Origin of the sequence: Marinoscillum sp. 108, assembly GCF_902506655.1 — a bacterium.
Lineage (GTDB): Bacteria > Bacteroidota > Bacteroidia > Cytophagales > Cyclobacteriaceae > Marinoscillum > Marinoscillum luteum.
On sequence record NZ_LR734817.1, the window covers coordinates 552,020 to 575,512 of the forward strand.

At 46.2% G+C, this 23,493-nt stretch carries 19 protein-coding genes and 1 riboswitch; of the genes, 13 read left to right on the plus strand and 6 right to left on the minus strand.

The features are described 5' to 3' along the window. Window positions 1-138 precede the first annotated feature (138 nt). Window positions 139-1,596 carry a trypsin-like peptidase domain-containing protein gene (locus GV030_RS19850; protein WP_159585097.1) on the plus strand — a complete coding sequence of 486 codons (1,458 nt, stop codon included), beginning with the start codon at window positions 139-141 and terminating at the stop codon, window positions 1,594-1,596. Here the strand turns inward: GV030_RS19850 and dnaA are convergent. Further along, a complete protein-coding gene (gene dnaA, locus GV030_RS19855; RefSeq protein ID WP_159585098.1) occupies window positions 1,593-2,999 on the minus strand; it encodes a chromosomal replication initiator protein DnaA in 1,407 nt (468 codons plus the stop codon). The genes GV030_RS19850 and dnaA overlap by 4 nt on opposite strands. Before the next feature lie 247 nt (window positions 3,000-3,246). Between dnaA and scpA the strand changes: the two genes are divergently transcribed. Beyond that, window positions 3,247-6,300 carry a methylmalonyl-CoA mutase gene (gene scpA, locus GV030_RS19860; protein WP_159585099.1) on the plus strand — a complete coding sequence of 1,018 codons (3,054 nt, stop codon included), beginning with the start codon at window positions 3,247-3,249 and terminating at the stop codon, window positions 6,298-6,300. 70 nt (window positions 6,301-6,370) lie between these two features. Here the strand turns inward: scpA and GV030_RS19865 are convergent, their stop codons facing one another. Next, window positions 6,371-7,297 (minus strand): hypothetical protein, encoded by a 927-nt coding sequence (locus tag GV030_RS19865; protein WP_159585100.1) that lies wholly within the window; start codon window positions 7,295-7,297, stop codon window positions 6,371-6,373. 35 nt (window positions 7,298-7,332) lie between these two features. Further along, entirely contained in the window at window positions 7,333-8,580 is a 1,248-nt protein-coding gene (locus GV030_RS19870; protein ID WP_159585101.1) for a CHASE2 domain-containing protein, read from the minus strand. 143 nt (window positions 8,581-8,723) lie between these two features. On the opposite strand from GV030_RS19870, the gene meaB reads away from it, so the two are divergent. Then, window positions 8,724-9,707, plus strand: a complete 984-nt coding sequence (gene meaB / locus GV030_RS19875; protein ID WP_159585102.1) for a methylmalonyl Co-A mutase-associated GTPase MeaB — start codon at window positions 8,724-8,726, stop codon at window positions 9,705-9,707. On the opposite strand, the gene GV030_RS19880 is transcribed toward meaB, so the two are convergent. Both GV030_RS19880 and GV030_RS19885 read right to left on the minus strand, forming a co-directional pair. Further along, a complete protein-coding gene (locus GV030_RS19880) occupies window positions 9,700-10,737 on the minus strand; it encodes a DUF5074 domain-containing protein (RefSeq protein WP_159585103.1) in 1,038 nt (345 codons plus the stop codon). The genes meaB and GV030_RS19880 overlap by 8 nt on opposite strands. Before the next feature lie 8 nt (window positions 10,738-10,745). Then, entirely contained in the window at window positions 10,746-12,605 is a 1,860-nt protein-coding gene (locus GV030_RS19885; protein ID WP_159585104.1) for a TonB-dependent receptor, read from the minus strand. A 98-nt stretch (window positions 12,606-12,703) separates the two neighbouring features. Continuing rightward, window positions 12,704-12,902: riboswitch (cobalamin riboswitch) on the minus strand. Between the two features lie 55 nt (window positions 12,903-12,957). Between GV030_RS19885 and GV030_RS19890 the strand changes: the two genes are divergently transcribed. The 5 genes from GV030_RS19890 to GV030_RS19910 all read left to right on the plus strand — a co-directional run bounded on the left by GV030_RS19890 (window position 12,958) and on the right by GV030_RS19910 (window position 18,294). Continuing rightward, window positions 12,958-14,028, plus strand: a complete 1,071-nt coding sequence (locus GV030_RS19890; RefSeq protein ID WP_159585105.1) for an ABC transporter substrate-binding protein — start codon at window positions 12,958-12,960, stop codon at window positions 14,026-14,028. Next, window positions 14,025-15,089: an iron ABC transporter permease gene (locus GV030_RS19895; RefSeq protein ID WP_159585106.1), complete on the plus strand. Its 1,065-nt coding sequence runs from the start codon at window positions 14,025-14,027 to the stop codon at window positions 15,087-15,089. Before GV030_RS19890 ends, GV030_RS19895 begins: the two co-directional genes overlap by 4 nt. Next, window positions 15,086-16,066: an ABC transporter ATP-binding protein gene (locus tag GV030_RS19900; protein ID WP_159585107.1), complete on the plus strand. Its 981-nt coding sequence runs from the start codon at window positions 15,086-15,088 to the stop codon at window positions 16,064-16,066. Before GV030_RS19895 ends, GV030_RS19900 begins: the two co-directional genes overlap by 4 nt. 144 nt (window positions 16,067-16,210) lie before the next feature. Then, a complete protein-coding gene (locus GV030_RS19905) occupies window positions 16,211-16,933 on the plus strand; it encodes a DUF547 domain-containing protein (protein ID WP_159585108.1) in 723 nt (240 codons plus the stop codon). 80 nt (window positions 16,934-17,013) lie between these two features. After that, entirely contained in the window at window positions 17,014-18,294 is a 1,281-nt protein-coding gene (locus tag GV030_RS19910) for a carboxypeptidase-like regulatory domain-containing protein (protein ID WP_159585109.1), read from the plus strand. 129 nt (window positions 18,295-18,423) lie between these two features. Here the strand turns inward: GV030_RS19910 and GV030_RS19915 are convergent, their stop codons facing one another. Continuing rightward, a complete protein-coding gene (locus tag GV030_RS19915; RefSeq protein WP_159585110.1) occupies window positions 18,424-19,128 on the minus strand; it encodes a DUF547 domain-containing protein in 705 nt (234 codons plus the stop codon). A 146-nt stretch (window positions 19,129-19,274) separates the two neighbouring features. On the opposite strand from GV030_RS19915, the gene GV030_RS19920 reads away from it, so the two are divergent. The 5 genes from GV030_RS19920 to GV030_RS19940 are packed head-to-tail and all read left to right on the plus strand — an operon-like array spanning window position 19,275 to window position 23,491. Then, a complete protein-coding gene (locus tag GV030_RS19920; protein ID WP_159585111.1) occupies window positions 19,275-20,606 on the plus strand; it encodes an NAD(P)/FAD-dependent oxidoreductase in 1,332 nt (443 codons plus the stop codon). Between the two features lies 1 nt (window position 20,607). Continuing rightward, window positions 20,608-22,161: a 4Fe-4S dicluster domain-containing protein gene (locus GV030_RS19925; protein ID WP_159585112.1), complete on the plus strand. Its 1,554-nt coding sequence runs from the start codon at window positions 20,608-20,610 to the stop codon at window positions 22,159-22,161. Window positions 22,162-22,180: 19 nt separating this feature from the next. Then, window positions 22,181-22,618, plus strand: a complete 438-nt coding sequence (locus tag GV030_RS19930; protein ID WP_159585113.1) for a GNAT family N-acetyltransferase — start codon at window positions 22,181-22,183, stop codon at window positions 22,616-22,618. 8 nt (window positions 22,619-22,626) lie between these two features. Further along, a complete protein-coding gene (locus tag GV030_RS19935; protein WP_159585114.1) occupies window positions 22,627-22,953 on the plus strand; it encodes a TfoX/Sxy family protein in 327 nt (108 codons plus the stop codon). Between the two features lie 49 nt (window positions 22,954-23,002). After that, window positions 23,003-23,491 carry a tetratricopeptide repeat protein gene (locus GV030_RS19940; RefSeq protein WP_159585115.1) on the plus strand — a complete coding sequence of 163 codons (489 nt, stop codon included), beginning with the start codon at window positions 23,003-23,005 and terminating at the stop codon, window positions 23,489-23,491. Window positions 23,492-23,493: the final 2 nt, after the last annotated feature.

Sequence of the window (23,493 nt, forward strand, 5' to 3'; positions counted from 1 at the left end):
TACTTTCAGCGCCTCCTTGCCCTTCTGAGCAAACCGCACTGAATCAGGTGAATTTTTTAGGTTTTTTAACAAAACTTTTTTCCACCAAATACATATTATAGTGTAGTTATTGCATTGCAAAAATCAGACTCAAAAGCCATGAAAAAGACCATCGTTATTGTGGGTTGTGTAAGTATCTTGTCGGGGATCATCGGAAGCCTGCTCACCTTTACGCTCCTGAAAAAGGAGGGTTTTCTGAGCACTGAGCATGCATCTCTGATCTCGCTCAATCACGAAACACCCGATCTGGGCTTCACGCCTCAGTATTCTGAGATTCGACCAGAGGTGATCAATGCAGAGGATAACTTTGTATTTGCATCTGAGCAGAGCAAATCAAGCGTCGTGTTTATCCAGACCCTTAGCGAGTATGAATACCGCACCGGGAGCTGGTTGGATTGGTTTTTTGAGCCACGTGCTTCTCAGCAGATCAGTAGCGGGTCGGGTGTGATCCTCTCCGAAGATGGATATATCATCACCAACAATCACGTGGTGGATGATGCGGACATAATCAAAGTAGTACATGGCAAAAAAACCTATGACGGGAAGCTCATGGGTACCGACCCCAGCACGGACCTGGCAGTAATCAAGGTCAATCAGCAAAATCTGCCTGCCATCAAATTTGGAAATTCGGATGACGTAAACGTGGGTGAATGGGTGCTGGCAGTGGGCAATCCCTTCAACCTGACCTCCACTGTGACTGCCGGTATAGTGAGTGCCAAGGGCCGGAATATTAATATTCTGAGGGATAAATTTCCGATTGAATCCTTCATCCAAACGGATGCCGCCATCAACCCTGGAAACAGTGGTGGCGCTCTTGTCAATACTCAAGGGAACCTCATTGGGATCAATACCGCTATTTTATCACGGACAGGCTCTTACACGGGCTATGGATTTGCGGTTCCTTCCAATATTGTCAAGAAGGTATTTGAAGACATTAAGAATTATGGTGAGGTACAAAAGGCATTTATTGGAGCCGAATTCATTGACATCAACAGTGAGCTTGCCACTAAAATGAACCTGGAAGACCTGTCAGGGGTCATTGTGGCCAATGTACAGCGGGAAGGTGCTGCCGCCAAAGGCAACCTCGAAAAAGGTGATGTCATCAGGGAAATTAATGGTAGGAAGATAGACAGTAAGGCGTTTCTGGAAGAGTATATGGGCAACATGTATCCGGGAGAGGAGATCAAAGTCCTCATAGAACGTGAGGGTACCAAAAAAGAAAAGAAGCTGACCCTTACGAACAGAGAAGGTACAACCGGTATTATCCGCAGGGATGTGTACGCCTCAGAATGGCTGGACGCCACCTTTGAATCCGTACCCAAAGTAGAGCGTGATCTATTGGGAATCAAAAGCGGAGTGAAAGTAGTCGATTACAAAAAGACAGGTATTTTCGCCAAGCTGGGAATCGCAGAGGGATTCATCATTACCCACATCAACAACACAACCGTGGAAAGTCCAGCGGAATTCTCAGAAATTCTGGAGCGTATCAAGGGCAGGGTAATCATTTCCGGCATTGACAAGCATGGCAGAAACGTCTACTACCCCTACTTCTTTTAAGCTACAGCTGTTCTGATTTTGAGCTTCTTTTTGAGCTCGTCAATAGAGAACCTAAACTTGGAATTGGTGTCGATCATATCATTCACTGATTGCACTGCGTGGATGACTGTGGAGTGATCCCGGCCTCCAAAATGGTAACCAATTGACTTCAGTGAGTGATTAGTGTAGTCTTTTGAGAAATACATAGCCACCTGACGTGCGATCACAATCTCTTTCTTCCTTGTTTTGGCTTTCAGGTCATCCTGAGCCACATTGAAATAATCAGAAACCGTCTTTTGTATGTAGTCTATCCCTACCTCAGAATCTATATCGGTGACAATGTTCTTAAGGATCTGCTTAGCCAGCTCCAGATCCATCTCTTTTTTGGTGAGAGATGCATGAGCGATCAGCGAAATCACCACACCTTCCAACTCTCTGATGTTAGTATCTACAGTATACGCAATATATTCTATCACCTGCTCAGGGATATCAATCCCATCTGCCTGCATTTTGGTCTGTATAATGGCCATTCTGGTCTCAAAATCCGGTGCCTGAAGATCAGCGGTAAGGCCCCACTTGAACCTGGATACCAGACGTTCCTGTAGTCCTTTGAGATCCTTAGGAGCACAGTCAGAGGTCATGATAATCTGCTTGCCACTCTGATGTAGATGATTGAAAATATGGAAGAAGATTTCCTGAGTCTTTTCCTTTTCTTTCAGAAACTGCACGTCATCCAGAATGAGCACATCTACTTCTTTATAGTAGTTGATGAAGTCCTGAAGATTGTTGTTCTTAAGTGCCTCGATGAATTGATTGGTAAATTTCTCAGACGCCACATAGATGATTTTCTTAGAATTATCCGCGCTGATCACCTCATTGCCTATGGCCTGCACCAAATGCGTTTTGCCCAGTCCTACCCCACCATAAAACATCAGTGGGTTAAATGAAGTGATCCCCGGCTTTTGAGCCACGGCATAACCTGCAGATCTTGCCAATCGATTACAATCACCTTCAATGAAATTTTCAAATCGATAAGAAGGATTAAGGTTGGAGTTGCGCTTCAACTCCTGATGAAAATCAGGGTTTTTATAAGCATCATATCCATTCACCCTATTCTTATTCTGGCTGTGACTAGCCCCTGAGACATTCACCGTTACCGGCTTGGTCTGCTCATCTCCACGATCCACCACAACAGAATATTCCAATCTGCCGCCTTCTCCAATTTCTGACTTAATCGCCTGTTTGAGCAAGTGCACGTAGTTTTCCTCCAACCACTCATAAAAAAACTGACTGGGCACTTGGATGGTCAAAACCTGATTATTCATACTCAATGGAGTAATAGGTTCAAACCATGTGGAAAAACTCTGAGCAGGAATGCGCTCCTTAATAAACAGGAGGCATTTTTCCCATGTTTCTACATGCATCGGCGATTTATATTTTATTTGGAAATTAGACCCAAAAAGAGACTCCCCGAAAAAAGAGGGACATCAAAATTGAGGATAAAATTTTTAAGAAAAAAATGACATTTGCTCTTGACTTTTTGAAATCCTTGAATACTCACAGAATTAACCCCTTCGATGGAAATATTCTTTAAAAAATACAAACCAATTATTCTGAAGTATCTCCATCGTGCTACTATTTCAAAGTTATAAAAAGTACCTTTGAACACCCATGAATAAACATAAGCCCAACTTCACAGAATTTAACAAAACCAGCTACGCGGATTGGCATGCCGAAGCGACCAAACTGCTTAAAGGGAAAGACCCGGATGACGCTCTCAAGTGGCATTCCGAAAGTGATCTCCCCCTGAATGCTTATTATGACCCATCCACGTCTGACCACCTGAAGTATCTAAGGACCTTCAATCTACACAATATTAACGGAAGAAAGACCTGGACTCAATTTGAGCAGATTGAAGTAGTCACTGAAAAAGAAGCCAATTCACAGGCCAAAACTGCACTACTATCCGGATGTGAAGGGGTGCTGTTTGAGATCACCTCACTCCCTGACCTGAATTTACTTTTGGAGGGCATTCATACCGATCATTGCTACATTGGTTTCATTAATCACTCTCAGGAGATTCTTCCTGTGAACGTTTCAGGAATCAAAGGTTTTGGACAACGGGTAAAGTGTGAAGCTCCCGCATTCAAAAACCATCTACTCATCGGCACGAATGAGGACCATACCATCATTGGTAGTTCTGTTTCGCTTCTCCGCTCCGTACTAAAGGAATTATCCGGTGCCAACACCAGGGAATACCTGCAAAACCTTCAGGTGGCCGTGAATATAGGTCCAGACTTTTTTCATGAAATAGCCCGCATCAGAGCTCTGAAGCTGCTCATTCAGGCATGTGCTGAAACACTGGGCGTCAAAAACTATGCTTTACCGATACATGCCTTCCCTTTGCCAGGACAGAATGAAGGCGATCACCTACTGAAACAGACTACACAGGGACTCGCTGCGATTATTGCAGGAGCTGATAGCATTTCATTTCATCAAGGAAAACCGGAATGGGCCGCTGGAGCATCACACAGGATCAGTAGAAACATCGGCAACCTCATTCGGCACGAGTCCAAGTTGGAAGAGATCCAGAGTGCCGCCAACGGATCCTACTTTATAGACCACCTCACAGACCGTCTTGCCAGAATTATTTGGGAAGGGGTGAAAGAAGACTTCAGGAATATTTCTTTCGATGAACTGATCCAAACTCAAAAAAAGGTAGTTACTGAGCAACCACCTGAGCATATCGGATTTGGTGCCGGTGTACCCCCCTTTCTGCGCGGACCCTATGCCACCATGTACGCAGTACGCCCGTGGACCATTCGCCAGTATGCGGGATTTTCTACTGCGGAAGAATCCAATGCTTTCTACAGAAGAAACCTGGCCGCCGGTCAAAAAGGCCTTTCTATTGCCTTCGATCTCGCTACTCACAGAGGCTATGACAGTGACCACCCAAGGGTATCTGGAGATGTGGGCAAGGCCGGGGTAGCCATTGACACTGTGGAGGACATGAAGATCCTGTTCGATCAGATCCCATTGGATGAGATGTCGGTCTCTATGACCATGAATGGAGCTGTGATCCCAATTATGGCCTTCTACATAGTGGCCGCGGAGGAACAAGGTGTTGAGCCGGCACAGCTCACCGGAACCATCCAAAATGACATTCTCAAGGAGTTTATGGTACGCAATACCTATATCTATCCTCCGGCGCCTTCTATGCGCATCATTGCGGACATCTTTCGATATACATCGCAAAACATGCCCCGGTTCAATTCCATTAGCATTAGTGGCTACCACATGCATGAGGCCGGTGCCACGGCCGGGCTGGAGTTGGCCTTTACCCTGGCAGACGGACTGGAATACATCCGCAAAGGTCTGGAAGCGGGTATTCCTATCGACTCTCTGGCGCCGAGGCTTTCGTTTTTCTGGGGTATCGGTATGAACTTCTTCAATGAAATCGCCAAAATGCGAGCAGGAAGAATTCTGTGGGCTAAGCTGGTCAAACAATTTGACCCGAAAGACCCCAAATCAATGGCGCTAAGAACGCATAGCCAAACCTCCGGATACAGCCTCACTGCGCAGGATCCATACAACAACGTTGGTCGAACGGCCATAGAAGCGCTTGCAGCAGCGTTTGGACACACTCAATCCCTACACACCAACGCACTGGATGAGGCCATTGCGCTGCCTACAGACTACTCTGCGGCCATTGCCAGGGAAACACAGAAGTATCTGCAAAATGATATCAACATCACGCAGGTGGTAGACCCCTGGGGAGGTTCGGAGGTGGTAGAAAAACTCACGGATGAACTGATTCAGGAAGCTTGGGCCATCATACAGGAAGTGGAAGAAATGGGTGGAATGGCCAAGGCGATAGAAGAAGGGTTCCCTAAAATGAAAATAGAGGAAGCAGCCGCTCGCAAACAGGCCAGAATAGATGCCGGACAAGAGGTGATCGTGGGCGTAAACAGGTACACCACTGAAGAAAAAACAGTCATAGACCTTCTTGAGGTTGATAATGAAGCGGTCAGAAACTCACAGATAGAACGTTTGAAATCTGTGAAAGGAAAGCGTGATTATCAAAAAGTAGAAAACGCGCTGGAAGCTTTGGCCATGTGCGCCAAAACGAATCAGGGTAATTTATTAGCTTTAGCTGTGGACGCTGCCAGAGAACGAGCTACTTTGGGTGAAATTTCCATCGCCATGGAAGAAGTTTTCGGCAGGTACCAGGCAACAAACCAAACTATTTCAGGAGTGTATTCTTCAGAGATCAAACAAAATCCAGACTTCCTACAGGCCAGAAAACTTGCCGATCAGTTTGATGAAGCAGAGGGCCGAAGGCCCAGGATTCTTGTGGCCAAAATGGGACAAGATGGCCATGACCGGGGCGCCAAAGTAATCGCCACGGCCTTCGCTGATCTGGGCTTTGACGTGGACATAGGCCCGCTGTTCCAAACTCCCCAGGAAGTAGCCAAACAAGCTGCTGAAAATGATGTACACATGGTGGGAGCTTCGTCACTAGCTGGTGGCCACAAGACCCTCGTTCCACAACTAGTCGAAGAACTTCGCAAAATCGGCAGAAGTGATATCCTGGTAATCGCGGGGGGGATCATTCCTGAGAACGATCACACATACCTGAGAGCTCATGGTGTTTCGTTTATCTTTGGCCCGGGCACAGTCATCGCCAAAGCCGCCTCTGAGATACTTACCGAGCTTTTAAAGTAAGGAGAGGGTAACAAAAAAAGGGGCTGAATCTTAGATTCAGCCCCTTTTTTATGTTGATTAAAAGCTCTTATTATTCTGCCAAACCATTTTTGATCAGGAAGTTTTGGTAAAGCTCCTGAAAATCATCAATGTCTGGAGACATTTTGATGGCCTCCTCGTATTTGGTCAAAGCATCCAGAATCAATCCGTTCTCCTCATAAAAAGAGGCATAGATGATCTTGTTCAATGGAGAATCGTCAGAAACCTCGCTCTTCAGATTGGCAAGATTTTCCTGCACTTCCACTTTATCACCTGATTTTACTTTCTTAATTCCTACTTCACCTGAAGCGATCTCATCATCACCTTTCTTGTAGATTTTCACAAGATAAAGGCCCATGTCATATGCCAAATCTTCGTCAGAGAAATCAAGAGCTACTGATGTTTTCTTGGTCTCCTCTGAGTAAATCTCCTCGTTGAATATGTTCTCAATTTTTACAACGTAAGAATCGTCCTCAGTAAATCCTTCTGGAGCATCCCATCTAAGGATCGCCAAATCACCCAAAAGATCTGCCTGACTTGGGGCCATCACATTGATAGCTGCAGAACCCGTAGCCCGCGACACAGCTCCTGTAGCATTCAGTCGTGATCTGTTATTGGTGTTCTCCTCCTCATTCATCTTGTTCATCACAAAACTGGCATACCTGCTGGCAATACTGCTACTACCTGTATTGATGTTTTTTTCCAGTTCAGACACCTTCTTGGTCCCTGCACCTCGTATTTCCGTAGTTTTCCCGGATTTGTGCATTAAACCAATATATGCATCATCAGATGCGATAATTTCATCGCCTGAACTCAGTTTTGCTCCGGTTTTCAGGACCTCAGCCTGGCCAGCTCCTGCTTTTTTTACTTGGTTTGTGCCTTTGTTTGCAAGCACTCTAAATGCGTAATCCTGTGCACCCACAGAACCACACGAGAGTATCATTGCAACCACAAAAGCATAAGAAATAAACTTTCTCATAATCATATAGCGTTTATTGAAGTTATACTGCAAAGTTATAATTTATCGACTTTAAATAATGATTTTCGTCCTTCTTTGGTGAATGAATTTTTCACTACACCATAATAAACCTCCAGCGCATCTCCCGCCAGAGCCACCGCAACCATCCCTACGGCTATGTCAGCTTTGAAACTATACAGTTCCAAAATGTAAATGACCCCAAATACCAAAACTCCAATTTCCAACAACTGGAAAAGCTTGGTAATCCCATCATACCACTTAGGTATCTTTTTATAAACGAGCGAAAACAGTGCCACATTAAAAAAGCAGATCAAAATGGCAAAAACATACCCCATGTTCTCGCTCATAGAGTTGATGTAATCCCTGTTCAAAATCATGGAGATGATATTGGCATGAACTACTCCTCCATACATGTCAGGGAACGCCCTGCCTATATATTTTTGATTTAATGGCGTATAGAATTTATCCTCAAAAGACTCCCTGTCACCCAAGTGCTTGCCCAGATAGCAAAACATGACAATCTTTCCTTCTATCATGTCAGGGACAAAGTTTTCCCCAAAAACATCCGGCACGTCCAATGCAAAATATTTATTACCAAACTTCGTGGCTCCATAATCCAGCACATTTCCGCGGTAGTTGATGACCTCAGTCTCATTGTTACGAGCCAAAAAGTCAGCGGCTGCCGCAGAATCCAGATAACTGGCCAACTGCACCGCAAAAGCAATCTGCTGCTCACCACCAATATCAAACTTCGGGTAAAACTCCCGGCACATTTTCAAATCTTCCTGAACTTCCGCATCTGTCACCAGATTTACAAAAGCTGTTCGTTCTGCAAACGAGTTGAACAACTCCCAGGAGTACTCAATAGTGTCCTTTGTAGGGTCTGTTGGATCTGGCAATAGTTTGGAGGCGAGTACCAGGTGCTCCACACTGGCCATGCCTTCCATCAGCATCATATCACCCAAAGTATCTTCCTTAGGTGTATAAAAAAAGGAGTCAATACCAATAACTGCCGGGTTATGCTGGCTAATGATTTGCAGCATCATGCCAATTTCGCCTCGTTGAAGGTTACTGAGATTGACCAGAACTACCCGATCATCTCCCACAGGATCATCTCTGAGCTGAGAGAATACAATATCTGTAAACTCCATATCTCCAAATGCCTGCCCGATAGGGTCAAATACGTCAAAGACCTTAAATGCGGTGAAACTTTGAAATACTCCCATCATACCAAATATGAAAGCAGTACCTAAAATTACGTCCAGCCAGAATTTTCTAAACATGACTTTGTTTTTAGCGGGTGAATAAAAAAGATTTTACTTTACCCGCAAGTAATAAGCATTCAGCCACACATCAAATGTAATATAAGTAAAATGTAATTTTTTATTGAAATTAATCAATTTTTCAACTAATCCTAAACTAATCAATGAAAGATCGATCAATTAAGCGACCTTCATTAGACGAACTTACCCGTGGAATCGACCAATCGGATCGGATGATGCTAAGCCGGGCCATTACGATCGTAGAAAGTAAATTGGCCTCTGATCAGCAGTTGGCTGCTAAACTACTGGATTCGGTGATTCATAAAACGGGAAAAAGCGTGCGGATTGGGATCACCGGAGTGCCCGGAGTTGGAAAAAGTACTTTCATAGAATCTTTTGGAACTCACCTGACTGCTCTCGGGAAAAAACTTGCCGTTTTATCCATAGACCCGAGCAGTACTTTGACCAAGGGAAGTATCCTGGGAGATAAAACCAGGATGACTCACCTCTCTCAAAACAGCAATGCTTTTATACGCCCCTCTCCTGCCGGCACTTCATTGGGCGGTGTGGCTCAGAAAACCCGCGAATCCATTCTGCTTTGTGAGGCGGCGGGGTTTGATGTAATCCTGGTAGAAACCGTGGGTGTGGGACAATCAGAGACTGCCGTGAGGGATATGGTGGATTTTTTTCTGCTTCTGATGATCGCTGGAGGTGGAGATGAACTGCAGGGCATCAAGCGGGGAATAATGGAGATGGCCGATGCATTGGTGATCAACAAGGCAGATGGAAACAACCTCAAACCCGCCAACCAGGCCAAAAAAGCCTATGAAAATGCCCTTCATCTGTTTCCTCCTCACGAATCTGGCTGGACCGTACCTGTAAAAACCTGCTCTGCCATAAAAAATGAAGGCATCCTTGAAATTTGGTCTACCATAGAAACCTACGTATCTACTTCGACCGAGAGTGGATATCTAACCAGACAAAGAGAGTCCCAAAATGTAAAATGGATGCATGAGCTCATTCGTGCGAGATTAGAAACTAATTTCTTCGGAGACCCTGCCATGAAAGATAAAATCACCCAAATAACGAAAAAGGTAGCTGCGGGCGAACTGGGCGTCCGCCACGCAGTGAACTCATTGTTTAGTTAAAAGCAAAACCATTGGGCCCGCGCCCCACGGTGTATTTGTTTTGTAATTCACCTGCCGGATTATAGACAAACACTTCCCCGTTTTCGGCAAACCCTTTGGCATCAGCCGCATATACATTGCCGGACTGATCCACACCTATCCCATAAAAAGATACTGCTGCCGCCTCCTCTTTCCACACTTGCCCTGCTTCCGGAGCATCTGTAGACAACGAATAGACCTGATTGCCCATGAGGTAATAGATGGTTTGCCCGGATGGAGCAACAGCTATTTTGCCTGATAAATTGGCATTCAAATCCGTTTCTGATTTCACCTCATATGATGCAGGGTTCAGCTCTACCAATTTCCCATCATTGAGCGGCGCATAGTTGGCATCATATCCACCAGAGCAGACTACCCACACATCACCATCGGCATCCAGCACCATACCAGCCGGGCTATTGCCCACCTGTATAGAAGCCACCACCTCCTCAGAGGACAGGTCGATCACACTGACTGTAGTGGTGAAATTATTGGTAACAAAAAGCCTCCCTTGGGTGATGATCAGGCCCTCTGCCCCATAGTCGGTGGTGATGGACTTATCGACCGTTCCGGTTTCCAAATCAAAAAGAGTGACCCTACCCAGATCACTAAAACTGACCCACTCAGAGACATAGCCCACTCCATCGTGTGAAACCATGTACCTGGGCAGGGAAACATCCGTGATGGTGTAGGCAGACTTCAGGCTATCCAAAGTCATCGCTTCTACCTTATTGCTATTGTTTACCACAGCAAAAAGCTGGTCAGCACCTACATGAAGCGACTGCACCACATCACCCAAAGCACCGCCATTCACAGTGGAAAAGAGATTATTGGACACCACCCCCGCTGAGCTGATAAACGAAAGTGAGCCATCCCCTTCTCCAAAATTTCCTTCGTTGGAGATAAAAACTCCGGAATCAAACTGACCGACCACCTGAGGTTCGGCATCCTCTTCACATGACGCCAAAATAAAAGGCAACATCAATAGCAGGCACTTTAAATAATTTTTCATGGTTGTTTTCAATTGTATTTGATTAAAAGGTTGAATTGATAATTTTTTCCGGGCATGGCCCGATTGATAAGGTTTTCGTAAGGCTGATCGAAGACGTTCTTGACAGCAACGCTTACCTCCAGATCAAATCCGTCCGATACCGCAAGCGTCTTTCCCATATGGACATCAATCAACAGGTATCCATCGACAGACTGGATTTCCGTATTATCCAGGGTGGTAAACCTCTTCCCCGTAAAATCTCCCATTGCTTTCCCAAACCACCCCTTGTCCGAGCTGGTCTTCAAGGACAAGTTGGCGTTGTGAAGCGGGGTATATGGCAGTTGCTTCCCTTGATTGGTTCCCTCCTTGTTTTGTGACTGAGTGTAGGAATAGGCTGAACCAACCTCATGAAGGAGTCCGATCCACTTTCCGCTCATCTTCGCGCTGAACTCCATTCCCGTGATTTCCACTGCACGGAAGTTTCGTGGGGACCAGATGCCAGATCCATCTGGCAGCCAGATGATCCAGTTGTCGGACCATGTATTAAATGCTGTCAAATCCAAACTAGAAGAGAAAGCTGGCCCAGTATGTGCCCAGCCTACGCCACCTTCCAGGTTGAAACTTTCCTCGGGTTTCAAGTCGGGGTTACCGCCAGGGGACCAGTGGAGATCATTGAGTGTAGGGTAGCGAAATCCCCAGGCCAACTGACTATTGATGGCTACCCGGTTCTTTTCCGTATTTAAGACTGAAAATTTCTGATTAAAAGAGGGTGTAAACGGGCGATTCTCCTGATAAAATGACCGCCTCAAGTTGATGGTTCCCGTCCACCAGGTGGTTGGCTTGATCTCAAGCGAACCAAAAAGTGCTGTCTGGCGATCAACAAAATGGCTTACATAGTTGTCTGAGCGGGCAGTGAAAAAATTGGTATTGCCGCCCAAACGAACAGCCAGAACCTCCGAAAGTTCTCCCCAATACGCCACCAAAGCCGAATACTGATTGGAAACAGTGCGATCATCCTGATTATACTGCTGGTCATTTTGAAGAAAGGCCAGAGTACTGGTAAGACTGCCTTTGGGAAGCTCCAATTGATAACCCGCCGCCAGCCTAACATTCCCTGTTTGAAGCTCATCCTGCAGATTTGGGCTCACTTTGGAGGGCTGTACCTCCCGATCATTGCGAGTATACTGCGCATCGAGGGTCACCTTCTGATTCGGACTAACCTCATAACTCAGTTGCTGCTGCACTCCATAGTTGAGCACAGAAGCATTCTTTTGACGCGCTTGTTTTCCCGCGTATTCATAAGGGAAATCATTCTGAAGAAAACTTCGAAATATTTTAGTAGCACCCCTCCATTGGCCCTGACTATAGGCACTTCTAATTCCTGTAAAGAGGTACCCAAAGCTCCCAACACTCATTTTTCCCTCTAGCAAAGGGCTTTCGGTCAGGTTCATCTCAGAATCGATGAGTACTGTCCCACCAATGGCTCCACCTCCATAAAGCGCTCCGCCACTGCCCGGCTGAATAGCCACCCTCTCCATCAACCACGCTGGCCATTGAGAAAAATCCAACTGGCCTAGTGTGGGATAATTAGCCGGAATACCATGCCAAAGCACACTGGTCTGACTCGCCGAAGTACCTCTGAATGAAATACTGGACAATTGCTGATTGCCGTAAGATTTGAAGTAAATGGAGTTTTCATCTGACAAGGCCTCCTCCAGAGAGGAAGAACTATTGGTGAGGGCAATGCTTCGGTATCCAGTGCCGGTAGTGAAGCGCTGAAACGAATCGCCAACTACTGGCAGCTCCTCCAGGTACACGGTATCCTCCTGTGCCATTGCCCAGAGGGAAATGGTGCCCGTCAGCACATACATTAATATTCTCGAGACCATGAATTAAATTTCAAATTCAATTCAAAGCCATCGGAAAAAGTAAGAAGCATGGTAAACCAAAAGGTTATCAAATTTCTCTGCTTTCCACCGAAGCTTGGAACTATTCAACATGATTTGGCAGGTCTCCTGGCTCTTCCTGACTTGTCGCCTTCCCATCCCGATGTTCGGAACAGTGGCAAGATGTGACAAGCCTTTGAATGGAATTACAGTTGCGGGGACAGCTCTCGTTTCTCACGAGATTCCCTTTTAATCCTGATGCACGCGGTGCATTCAGAAACCACAATCGTGAGCAAATATAGTATCTCTCCGGTAATTCCCGTCCGTCTGATTTTTTTTAATCAATTTTGAACACATGAAAGGATCACGCTTCTATTTTCTGGCAATACTCATCATCGCTGGCTGCACACCTCCTCAAGAAAAAGAGCAGTCAACGGGACGGACACTCAATACTCAGGTGAAATTTGCGGAAAAATTCACAGTGGAAGAGAATGCCATCATTGTAAAGGAGCCCTGGCCGGGAGCAGTTGCTCCCATCTCTTACGCACCGGATACCCCACCACAGCGTGTAGTGGTCACCTCCACCACACACCTCGCTTATCTGGAAATGCTAGATGTTGAAGATCGGATTGTTGGATTTCCCAGCACCCAATACATCAGCTCTCCGGTCATCCGGAAACTGGTGAATGATGGTAAAATCACAGACCTGGGGCCGGATGGCAGCATGAACCTGGAGCTCCTGATTTCACTTGCACCAGATGCTGTTTTTGCGTTTGACATGGGTAGTGAGTCCACTACTCTGGACAAAATAGAAGAGTCGGGAATTCCGGTCTTTTACAATGCTGATTTCCTTGAAACTTCTTCTCTTGGAAGAGCTGAGTGGATCAAGTTTTTCGGAGCCTTCTTTGATAAAGAAAAAGAAGCGGATTCCATTTTCACCAGCATCGTACAGCGGTATGATTCTTTGAAGACTCTGGCTGCTGATGCTCAAAATCAGCCCTCCATTGTCAGTGGCGTAATGTATGGAGATACCTGGTTTTTGCCTGGAGGGCAAAACTGGGCTGCGGAATTCTACCGGGACGCTGGTGGGCGGTACCTTTGGGAAAATGACTCCACGAGTGGGTGGCTGGAAATAAGCTTTGAGTCTGTCTTCGAAAAAGCGGGCGAAGCAGACTTCTGGATAGGAACTAGTACCTTCAACACCAAAAAAGAACTTGCGGGACAGGATACCCGCTATACCCATTTCAAAGCATTCAAAGTGGATGAAGTGTATAATTACAATAAGCGTCTGGGCCCTACTGGTGGATATGATTTCTTTGAATCTGCCTACACCAGACCAGACAGGGTCCTGGCCGATTTGATTTTTATTTTGCATCCGGAGCTGCTACCGGATTACGATACCTACTATTTCCAAAAACTACCATGATCACTCAATTCCTGGAGGCTTCGCAAAATAAATGGACCAAAGTGCTAATAGGCCTTGCTGTAGTCCTGGTACTTTGCTTCCTGATCAACGTGGCCCTGGGATCCGTCACCATTCCCTTCGAAAGCCTGATTAGTTTTATCACCAGCGGCAGTTCGGGTCAGGCTTCCTGGGATATGATTTTGAGTAACTTCAGGTTACCAAAAGCCATTACAGCCATGCTCGTAGGAAGTGCACTTGGTGTGAGCGGTCTCCAGATGCAAACACTCTTCCGCAACCCACTTGCCGGGCCTTACATTCTCGGAATCAGCTCGGGTGCTGGCCTGGGAGTAGCCATTGCCATCTTTCTGGGGTTTTATCTGGGTGGGTTTCTGGAGCTCTCCGGAATAGGTCGAAGCTGGCTGCTGGTGGCCTCTGCAGGGGCAGGCTCGTTTCTGGTTTTGCTCATCATCTCACTGGCAGCCACCCGGCTCAAAGACAGCATCACGCTGCTTATTATCGGTTTGATGTTTGGCGCAGCAGCGGGCGCTTTGGTCAGCATTTTACAGTTTTTCAGCCAGGCAGAAAACATCCAGGCTTATGTCATCTGGTCATTTGGTAGTCTGGGCAGTCTGAGTTGGAGCGAGCTCTACGTTTTTATCCCGGTAATCCTCATAGGACTCATCGGTTCGGTGCTGCTTTCCAAACCCTTAAACACCCTCCTTCTGGGGGAAAATTACGCCATAAGCCTTGGTCTCAACATCAAAAAAATTCGCTTGCTAATTATCATCAATACGGCCATCCTTGCAGGAACAGTCACTGCCTTCTGCGGACCAATCGCATTCTTCGGTGTGGCCCTACCACACCTCACCCGGATGCTTTTCAATACCTCCAACCACCTGCTGCTCACCCCACTGATCATTCTCTTCGGGTCTGCCCTTATGCTCATCTTTGACTTTATCGCCCAACTGCCTGGCATGGAGGCGACGCTCCCGATCAATGCCGTAACCGCACTTTTCGGAGCTCCTTTTGTGATTTACATTTTACTCAGGAAGAAGAACCTCAACTACGCCTATCAATCATGAGCTTGCTGGAAACCAGGTCATTATCCATAGGTTACTCACAAAAGACAGCTCCTCAGAAGGTGTTGCAAAAAGACGTGAATCTGAGCATCAATCCGGGAGAGATCATCTCACTGATGGGGCAAAATGGCGTGGGTAAAACCACCTTTGTCAAAACCATTTCGGGGCTTATCCCCAAGCTAGGGGGAGAGGTCTATTATCAAAATGATCAACTGGAGGATCTGAGTGCAAATGATCTGGCCAGAAGGTTAAGTATTGTCCTAACCGAAAAGCCATACTCCCACAACATCTCTGTGCTGGAGCTGATTGCCATTGGCCGTCACCCATACTCCAACTGGATGGGGGTGCTCCGCGCCCAGGATAAAGATGCGATCGACTGGGCCATTAATGAAACCCACATCAACTACCTGGCGGACAAAAAGCTCTATGAGCTCAGCGACGGTCAGTTGCAAAAAGTGATGATCGCCAGGGCGCTGGCTCAGGAAACAGACCTGATCATTCTGGATGAACCTGCCGCCCACCTGGACTTGTATAATAAGATAGAAGTGATGACCCTGCTCCGCAACATTGCACAAAAGGGAAAGGGCATTTTGATCTCCACTCATGACATGCAGATCAGTACACAGCTCTCAGACAAGTTGTGGTTGTTCAATTTTAATGAGCCCGTACAGCAGGGTGCACCCGAGGATCTGATTCTGGATGGCACTTTGGAAAAAACCCTCTATCTACAGGATTATGGGTACGACATGATCCATGGCTCCATCCATATCGGTATGCCTGAAAATGGAACTTCAGTAGCACTGGAAGGGCCGGAAGATGTGCTATTTTGGACGACCCAGGCCCTGAGACGAAATGGAATCAAAATATCCCAATCGGCAGATACGACCATTTCCTGTTCTCAAAGAGAGTGGATTGTTCGCAGCTCAGAAAGCAGCCAACATTACACAAGCATCGGAGAGTTACTCACCTACTTCCGATAGGCTTTCCATCCAAATCCCTATCCAAGATCGTAAGTACTTCCGGAAAGTAACTCACAGGACAATTGCCTTAATATTCAGGCTGAAAACTGTCTTTAGGATTGTTTCTTCCTTAGTTTTTACGGGAATAATTTCTTAATATAAAACATGAAAATCTTAATCGCCTCCGCTCTCCTTTTATGTTCCTCCGGCTTACTGGGTCAGCCAAAAGATTTTTTCAGCGATGCTCAGGCTTTCTTTGAGGGCTATGTATCCAGTGGGCTGATCAATTATGACAGCCTCAAAAACAATCCGGTGCCACTTGATGGTCTGGTGCGTCAGATTGGAAATTACCGAATAGCTGGTAAAACACTGGATGAACAAAAGGCCTTTTACACCAATGCCTATAACCTGCTGGTGATCAAACAAATTGTGGAAAACTACCCAACTGACGGACCGATGACCATTCCGGGTTTTTTCAATCAGAAAACTTATCGGGTAGCCGGGAGAAATGTAACATTGGACGAACTGGAAAAAGAAATTCTTTTCGCAGCATTCCCAGACCCGAGGCTTCATTTTGTGCTCGTTTGTGCGGCCATCGGTTGCCCACCCATAGCGGATTATGCTTACATGCCTGACTCGCTCGAGACCCAAATAGAAACCAAAACCCGTGAGGTGCTCAACATCAGCTGGTATGTACGTATTTACAAAGACCGGACGCTCGTCTCTAAAGTATTCGACTGGTACCTGCCTGACTTTGTGAATGATGCCGGCAGTGTCAAGACTTTTATCAATAAGTACAGAATCATCCAGATCCCCGACAATCACGACATAGCCACCTATGATTACGACTGGTCACTCAATGACTCAAAGAACGCTTTCAGGTACTAGCCTGAAAAATTATTTTACAACACCTGAAACTTAAGGCCTGTTTTGTGCATCATAGAGCAGAAGTAAATATTCTGCTGACTATGAAAAGATTGACCGTGCTTTGGACCCTTGTACTCTTCACCCTGCTGGAAGCCAATGGACAGATGGTAAAGGGCCTGGTAAAAGATGCTGAAACCAAAGATCCATTGCCATTTGCCACCATTAATTTTGCCGGCACGTCCATCGGCACGGTATCTAACAATGACGGGTACTTTGAACTCAATATTCCGGCTAGCTGTGTGGGTAAGGATGTCCAAATCAGCTATATGGGCTATGCCTCTGCTGTCATGCCTGTCCGGAGCGACAGTGACTCACCCAAAACTATCCTCCTCAAGCCCGCTACGCTCACTCTGGCAGAATTAGTATTTCGCCCCCTTTCACCAGAGGATTATATCCGGCGAGTGGTCAAAAACATGGGCAAATCCTTACCTAAAGAACCATTTTCCTCCATGTCTTACTACCGTGAAAAATTTCTTGAAAACGGCGGATACCTGGCATTTACCGAAGGGGTCTTCAAATCCTATTATACATCTTACCAGGACACCATTCCCAACCAATATCAACTGGTGCTCTATGAAACCGCTGAAAATCCGCAAGAGGTGCAATTCATGAAATCTCCTTTTGACAAAAAGGACGACCGCAGAAAGCGCAAGGCTCAGAAAAAAGGTGAGGAAATAGAGGCAGGTGATGAAAGTGGTATAGGCATTATAGAAGGAACCTTTAGCGGGCCTGACGAAATCCTCTCCATGGACCTGAGTAAAAAACTGGAGCCTTTTTTGGACAGCACCCAGTTCAAAAAATTTAAATACCGGTTTGACGACCCAGTGATTTATCAGGGCCGGGAACTCCTGGTCATCAGCTTCCAATCCAAAGGAACAGTGGATCACCTCAAAACCAAAGGGCGAATTTATATTGACCTGCAATCAGATGCATTTGCCTCTATTGATTACACCGGCAAGTTTGTCATTCCGTTTGCTATTGAACCGGTGCTGCTGGCATTTGGGCTCACCGTGAGCAATCCCAACATCACCAAAACGCTCCGCTATCAATACCTCAATGGTGCGTGGTATCCGGAGTATTTTCACATCGATGTGGACCTGGAACTCACTAAAATTCATTTTTTCGAGAAGAATGAAAAGTCTCTTTTTGAAATAGAGCAGGTACTCAAAGTAAGCGACATACGTGAAAATTCTGAAAAGCAGATCCCGGCAGCCAAACGACTCGACCCTAAGAAGAACCCGAAAGATCAGGTCTTTAATGATGATAACGCTCGCTGGGCTGATTTCAATCGATTGGTCGATGAAGCTTATACCTGGATGTAAGTTTTGAGCCGCCCATATGAAATGAGTCCGTACAAAAAATTAAAGCCCCGCTGATCCGTGCGGGGCTTCTTTATTGATGGGATTTTAAAACCTAACCTAACCTTATTTATCAGTAACCCACCAATGTCTTTATTGCTCATTCAACGCCCAGTCATACTCATATGACCCGAGCTTCATATTCTCTTCTATTGCTGGCTTCCTGTATTGGTTAATAAAGGTCTTTACACTTTCTCCATCCTTCTCAAAATCCCCCTTATACCATTCAAAAATCTGAGAGACCTGTACCTTTCCATTATTAACCCGAATAAACCAATCTAAGTTCAAAACCTCTCTGGTTCTGGTAGTTAACTGCCTGTCGAGCCCTGCTGGTTTATAACTATAACTCGCCAGCGGGGGACAACCCTTAGCCGCACACACCAAAACAAAATGCAGCCGTGGGTCTGGAAACTGTTTATATAACGTGCCCTTCTCCAATTCGTCCAGGGTCATCTCCTGCCCCATCACCGTATGCTTAATCCCATTGAAAAATCCCTCCACCTTCAGTGGACCGGCAATGGGATACCGGTCCACCACCTGCTTGATCACCAGGATATTGTAAGCATTGATATAAAATGATTTCAGGTAATCCGCTGTGACACGCTTATTAGACAAATCCAACTCAGCGATTTCTTTCACCAGCGCATTCAGTGTGCGAGGCTCCTTCCTGATCAACGCATAGTTCACATTCCCTTCGTCCACATATTGTGAGAAAAAAGCATCTGCGCGATCAAAAAAAGTTTGTGCCGAAGCTTCAAAAAAACTCATACAAATAGTCAATATCAGGAAGTATCTCATTGCGAATGTTTTATCTTCAATACGTGATATAGTGGCACTTGTTCAAAGTCAAGTGTCAACAAATTGACATAGGCCGGCTAATTATAGAGAAGATATATCCGGGCATCAACCGAACAGCGTACTTTTAGACCGCAACACACTCAACTATGCAGCATATCGTAATCCTTGGTAACGGCATAGCCGGCATTACAGCAGCCCGGCACATCAGAAAACGGAGCGATGATCGAATCACCGTGATCAGCGGTGAAACGGACCACTTCTTTAGCCGCACAGCCCTTATGTACATCTACATGGGGCATATGAAGTATGAGCACACCAAGCCCTATGAAGATTGGTTTTGGATGAAAAACCGGATTGATCTTAAAAAAGGCTGGGTATCAAGTATTGATTTTGTGCAGAAAAGCCTTCACTTCGACTCAGCGGAATCCATGACCTACGATAAGCTCATCATCGCTACCGGAAGTGTCTCGAATAAATTCGGCTGGCCGGGTCAGGACCTAAAGGGGGTCCAGGGGCTTTACAGTAAGCAGGACCTGGACCTTATGGAGGAAAACACCAAAGGAATCAAACATGCGGTGATTCTGGGTGGTGGGCTCATCGGGGTAGAAATGGCGGAGATGCTACACTCCAGGCACATTCCAGTCACTTACCTCATCCGGGAAAAGCACTTTTGGGACAACATGCTCCCACAGGAGGAAGCAATGCTCATAGACCATCACCTGGCAGAGCAGGGGATCGACCTGAGACCTGAAACAGAACTGGATGAAATACTGGACGATGGTCAGGGCCAGGTAAAAGGTGTAAAAACTAAATCTGGTGAAATAATAGATTGTCAGTTTGTAGGCCTCACTGTGGGTGTAAGCCCCAACATCAGCCTTTTTAAAGACGCTGCCATCGATACAGACAGAGGCATTTTGGTGGATGAATTCCTGCAAACCAACATCCCCGACGTGTATGCTATTGGGGATTGTGCACAACTAAAGCATCCGCTCCCCCATCGACGAGCCATAGAGGCCGTATGGTACGCCGGAAGAATGATGGGTGAAACCATAGCCCAAACCATTACTGGCACCAAGACCAGCTATCAGCCCGGAGTGTGGTTCAATTCGGCCAAATTTTTTGACATAGAATTTCAAAACTACGGGGTGGTACCACCGCAATGTCCGGCTGATTGTACCGCTTTCTACTGGGAAGCCAGTGACAAAAAGAAATGCATCAAGGTCATTTTCGAAACCGATACCAAAGCCGTGAAAGGTGTGAATATTTTTGGCATCAGAAACCGACATGAAGTTTGGGACGATTGGATCAGCAAAGAGAAATCCATCCAATTTGTAATGGAAAACCTACCCAAAGCCAATTTTGATCCGGAGTTTTTCACCCATTGGGAAGGTGATATCCAGCAAAAGTTTAATGCAGAGTTTCCCAACCTCAGAGTCAGCGTGAGGAAGAAGTCATTTCTAGAAAAAATCTTAAGTTAAAATGAAAGCAATCAGATATACAGGCCTCATTCTATTCCTTTTTTCATTTGGGCTTTTTCTCTCGCTCTTTTTTATGTCTTCTTACCAACTCTCAGAGGGCACGTTTGCAGAAAAAGTGAAACCGGAGCACCAGGCCTTATTGAAAGCCAGTTTTGAGCCGCTCTTCGGCCAAGCATACCATTTTAGCATTCCCTTTGTCAATGCCATCAATGGGGCCATTGAAACCGTGAATGATGAAAACCGAGCGCTGCAAAAATGGGATGAAATCATTTACGATGACTATGCCGGGGCGCTCACCAGAGCCTCCACCAGCGGACTCATAACCACTCACACCTCATTGCTGCTCGCCTTAATCTTTGGGATAGGTACCCTGGGCGCATTGATGTTTATCCTCCCCCAGGTCACCCTGGCTGGACCTGCCGGCATCAAAAACAATGGGATTTTCCACCACGCACTGAATAACCGGGGCTGGATGGGCGTACTCATAGGATCCTTGCTCATTCTGTTTTACATCGCGCTGTACTTTTATCCTGCCTATGTTACCAACTGGATCATTCTGGTGGATCCCATACAGAAGCTTATCAATCCAGGTGGAGAGTCGAGCCAGTGGTTTCTTTATGGATTTCTCTACTCTTTCGCAGTGCTGGTCATGGGCATACGCATGATCATCAAATACCGCCACAGCAAGTACCAGATCGTCAGGACCTGTTCGGTTATGTTTTTCCAGCTGGCCATTGCTTTTCTCCTTCCCGAAATTCTGGTGCGTCTCAATCAGCCCTATTTTGATTTCAAAAACATGTGGCCACTGGATTATGACTTCTTCGATGCCTGGCACATCAATACGCTTACGTCAGCCGGCGGATTGGGCATCTTCATGTTTGCCTGGGGGATCACCCTTTTTGTGATCGGCGTCCCGGTTTTTGTATTCTTTTTCGGAAAGCGGTGGTACTGCTCCTGGGTATGCGGCTGTGGGGGTCTGGCCGAAACCGCAGGCGACTCCTTTCGGCAGCTTTCGGACAAATCACTCAAAGCGTGGAAAATAGAACGCTGGCTGGTACATGGTGTACTTGTCTTTGCAGTCATTATGACCATCGGGGTGTTGTATACTTTCATGACCGGATCCAACACACTCCTGGGACTTGATACCTATACTTTTCTGAGAAAGCCCTATGGATTCGCCATTGGGTCTATCTTTTCCGGAGTGATAGGCACGGGATTTTACCCGTTGATGGGCAACAGGGTCTGGTGTCGTTTTGGCTGCCCTCTGGCGGCCTATCTGGGTCTGGTGCAGCGATTCAAATCTAAATTCCGAATCACCACCAATGGAGGTCAGTGCATCTCATGCGGCAATTGCTCCACTTACTGTGAAATGGGCATAGACGTACGCTGGTATGCCCAGCGGGGACAAAACATCGTTCGCTCCAGCTGTGTAGGCTGTGGAGTCTGCTCGTCCGTATGTCCAAGAGGAGTGCTCAACCTGGAAAACAGGGATGAAGACGGCCGCTTCAATGAGCCAATTTTGATTGGAAACAACAGCCTTAAAATCAAAAGTTAAAAGCTTTGTACCTTTAAGTATGAAGCTCAGAATGGTCATAGCCGAAGAGAAGAATGATCTCGATCGGGCATTAAAAATCCGGTCAGAGGTTTTCGTGAAAGAGCAGGGCATCCCTCCGCACCTGGACCATGATGCCGATGACGCATCCAGCATCCATTTGCTCGCATATGCCGACAAAGAACTGATAGGTACTGGTCGGTTAACTGAGGTACCCGCCTCGGGCTGGCAGTTGGCGCGAATTGCCGTCATAAAATCCTACCGGGGATTGGGGATTGGCCGTATGATCATCGAAAACCTAGAAAACATTGCCCGATCCAAAAATGCCAGACGCGTTTTCCTGAGACCCCATAAACATTTGCAATCCTTCTATGAACAATTAGGCTACCAACTAATAAATGATGAAGTCATCCGGATTCAAAGTTTTGAATTGGTCATCATGGAAAAGCATCTTAACTAACCTTACTCATGGCATACAGCGAATCTGACCTCAACTTTATTCTTGATCAACTCTCCGGAATCCCAGAAATCAGTCATAAACGCATGTTTGGAGGTATAGGCTTCTTTCATCAGGACAGAATGTTTGGAATGATCGGAGGGGGCACTTTTAGACTCAAGGTGGATGAAAGCAACCTGGCTGACTATAAAACGAGAGGTATGACACCTTTCACGATGGGCAGCCAAGGCAAAGAACTCCCCTATTGGGAGGTACCATTGGATGTGCTGGAAGACAGATCATTACTTACAGAGTGGGCCATGAAATCTGTCGCAGTAGCCCACAAGTCCAAAAAATAGGGATTTCCTCGAACTTTAGGCAGCTTCTGCCGTTCGGTAATTTTGACATATGAAAGCACTGACGATCATTTTTCTTTTTTTGACGCATCTATCCCTGGCCCAGGACCCCGAGGAATACCTCAATGCGGGATACGACAAGTACCTGGAGGAAGACTATAAGGGTGCTATTTTGGACTTCAACAAGGCCGCAGCTTACAATCCTGATAATGCCGAAATCTATTATCTGCGTGGAGTGTGTAGATCCTTGCTGGGAGAGAAAAAATCCGCAATCAATGATCTCGATATGGCCACTAGTCTCAATCCTGACTATGCAGACGCCTATTATGAAAAAGGATACATTTTTCTTTCTGATCAAAATGCCCAAAAAGCCATCGAGGAGTTTGATAAAACCCTGGCGCTAAAGCCCAACTTTGCAGAAGCCTATGTAAGCCGGGGAACAGCTAAATGTATGCTGGAGAATCGGGAAGGTGCAGCCCGGGACTGGGAAAAAGCCAAGGAACTCGGCATAGGATACACCGAATACATGATCTGTGAATAAAA

What these genes read in the sequence shown, in the direction of transcription:
- GV030_RS19850 (WP_159585097.1), top strand. Translation starts at nt 139, where the DNA reads ATGAAAAAGACCATCGTTATTGTGGGTTGTGTAAGTATCTTGTCGGGG.
- dnaA (WP_159585098.1), bottom strand. Translation starts at nt 2,999, where the DNA reads ATGCATGTAGAAACATGGGAAAAATGCCTCCTGTTTATTAAGGAGCGC.
- scpA (WP_159585099.1), top strand. Translation starts at nt 3,247, where the DNA reads ATGAATAAACATAAGCCCAACTTCACAGAATTTAACAAAACCAGCTAC.
- GV030_RS19865 (WP_159585100.1), bottom strand. Translation starts at nt 7,297, where the DNA reads ATGAGAAAGTTTATTTCTTATGCTTTTGTGGTTGCAATGATACTCTCG.
- GV030_RS19870 (WP_159585101.1), bottom strand. Translation starts at nt 8,580, where the DNA reads ATGTTTAGAAAATTCTGGCTGGACGTAATTTTAGGTACTGCTTTCATA.
- meaB (WP_159585102.1), top strand. Translation starts at nt 8,724, where the DNA reads ATGAAAGATCGATCAATTAAGCGACCTTCATTAGACGAACTTACCCGT.
- GV030_RS19880 (WP_159585103.1), bottom strand. Translation starts at nt 10,737, where the DNA reads ATGAAAAATTATTTAAAGTGCCTGCTATTGATGTTGCCTTTTATTTTG.
- GV030_RS19885 (WP_159585104.1), bottom strand. Translation starts at nt 12,605, where the DNA reads ATGGTCTCGAGAATATTAATGTATGTGCTGACGGGCACCATTTCCCTC.
- GV030_RS19890 (WP_159585105.1), top strand. Translation starts at nt 12,958, where the DNA reads ATGAAAGGATCACGCTTCTATTTTCTGGCAATACTCATCATCGCTGGC.
- GV030_RS19895 (WP_159585106.1), top strand. Translation starts at nt 14,025, where the DNA reads ATGATCACTCAATTCCTGGAGGCTTCGCAAAATAAATGGACCAAAGTG.
- GV030_RS19900 (WP_159585107.1), top strand. Translation starts at nt 15,086, where the DNA reads ATGAGCTTGCTGGAAACCAGGTCATTATCCATAGGTTACTCACAAAAG.
- GV030_RS19905 (WP_159585108.1), top strand. Translation starts at nt 16,211, where the DNA reads ATGAAAATCTTAATCGCCTCCGCTCTCCTTTTATGTTCCTCCGGCTTA.
- GV030_RS19910 (WP_159585109.1), top strand. Translation starts at nt 17,014, where the DNA reads ATGAAAAGATTGACCGTGCTTTGGACCCTTGTACTCTTCACCCTGCTG.
- GV030_RS19915 (WP_159585110.1), bottom strand. Translation starts at nt 19,128, where the DNA reads ATGAGATACTTCCTGATATTGACTATTTGTATGAGTTTTTTTGAAGCT.
- GV030_RS19920 (WP_159585111.1), top strand. Translation starts at nt 19,275, where the DNA reads ATGCAGCATATCGTAATCCTTGGTAACGGCATAGCCGGCATTACAGCA.
- GV030_RS19925 (WP_159585112.1), top strand. Translation starts at nt 20,608, where the DNA reads ATGAAAGCAATCAGATATACAGGCCTCATTCTATTCCTTTTTTCATTT.
- GV030_RS19930 (WP_159585113.1), top strand. Translation starts at nt 22,181, where the DNA reads ATGAAGCTCAGAATGGTCATAGCCGAAGAGAAGAATGATCTCGATCGG.
- GV030_RS19935 (WP_159585114.1), top strand. Translation starts at nt 22,627, where the DNA reads ATGGCATACAGCGAATCTGACCTCAACTTTATTCTTGATCAACTCTCC.
- GV030_RS19940 (WP_159585115.1), top strand. Translation starts at nt 23,003, where the DNA reads ATGAAAGCACTGACGATCATTTTTCTTTTTTTGACGCATCTATCCCTG.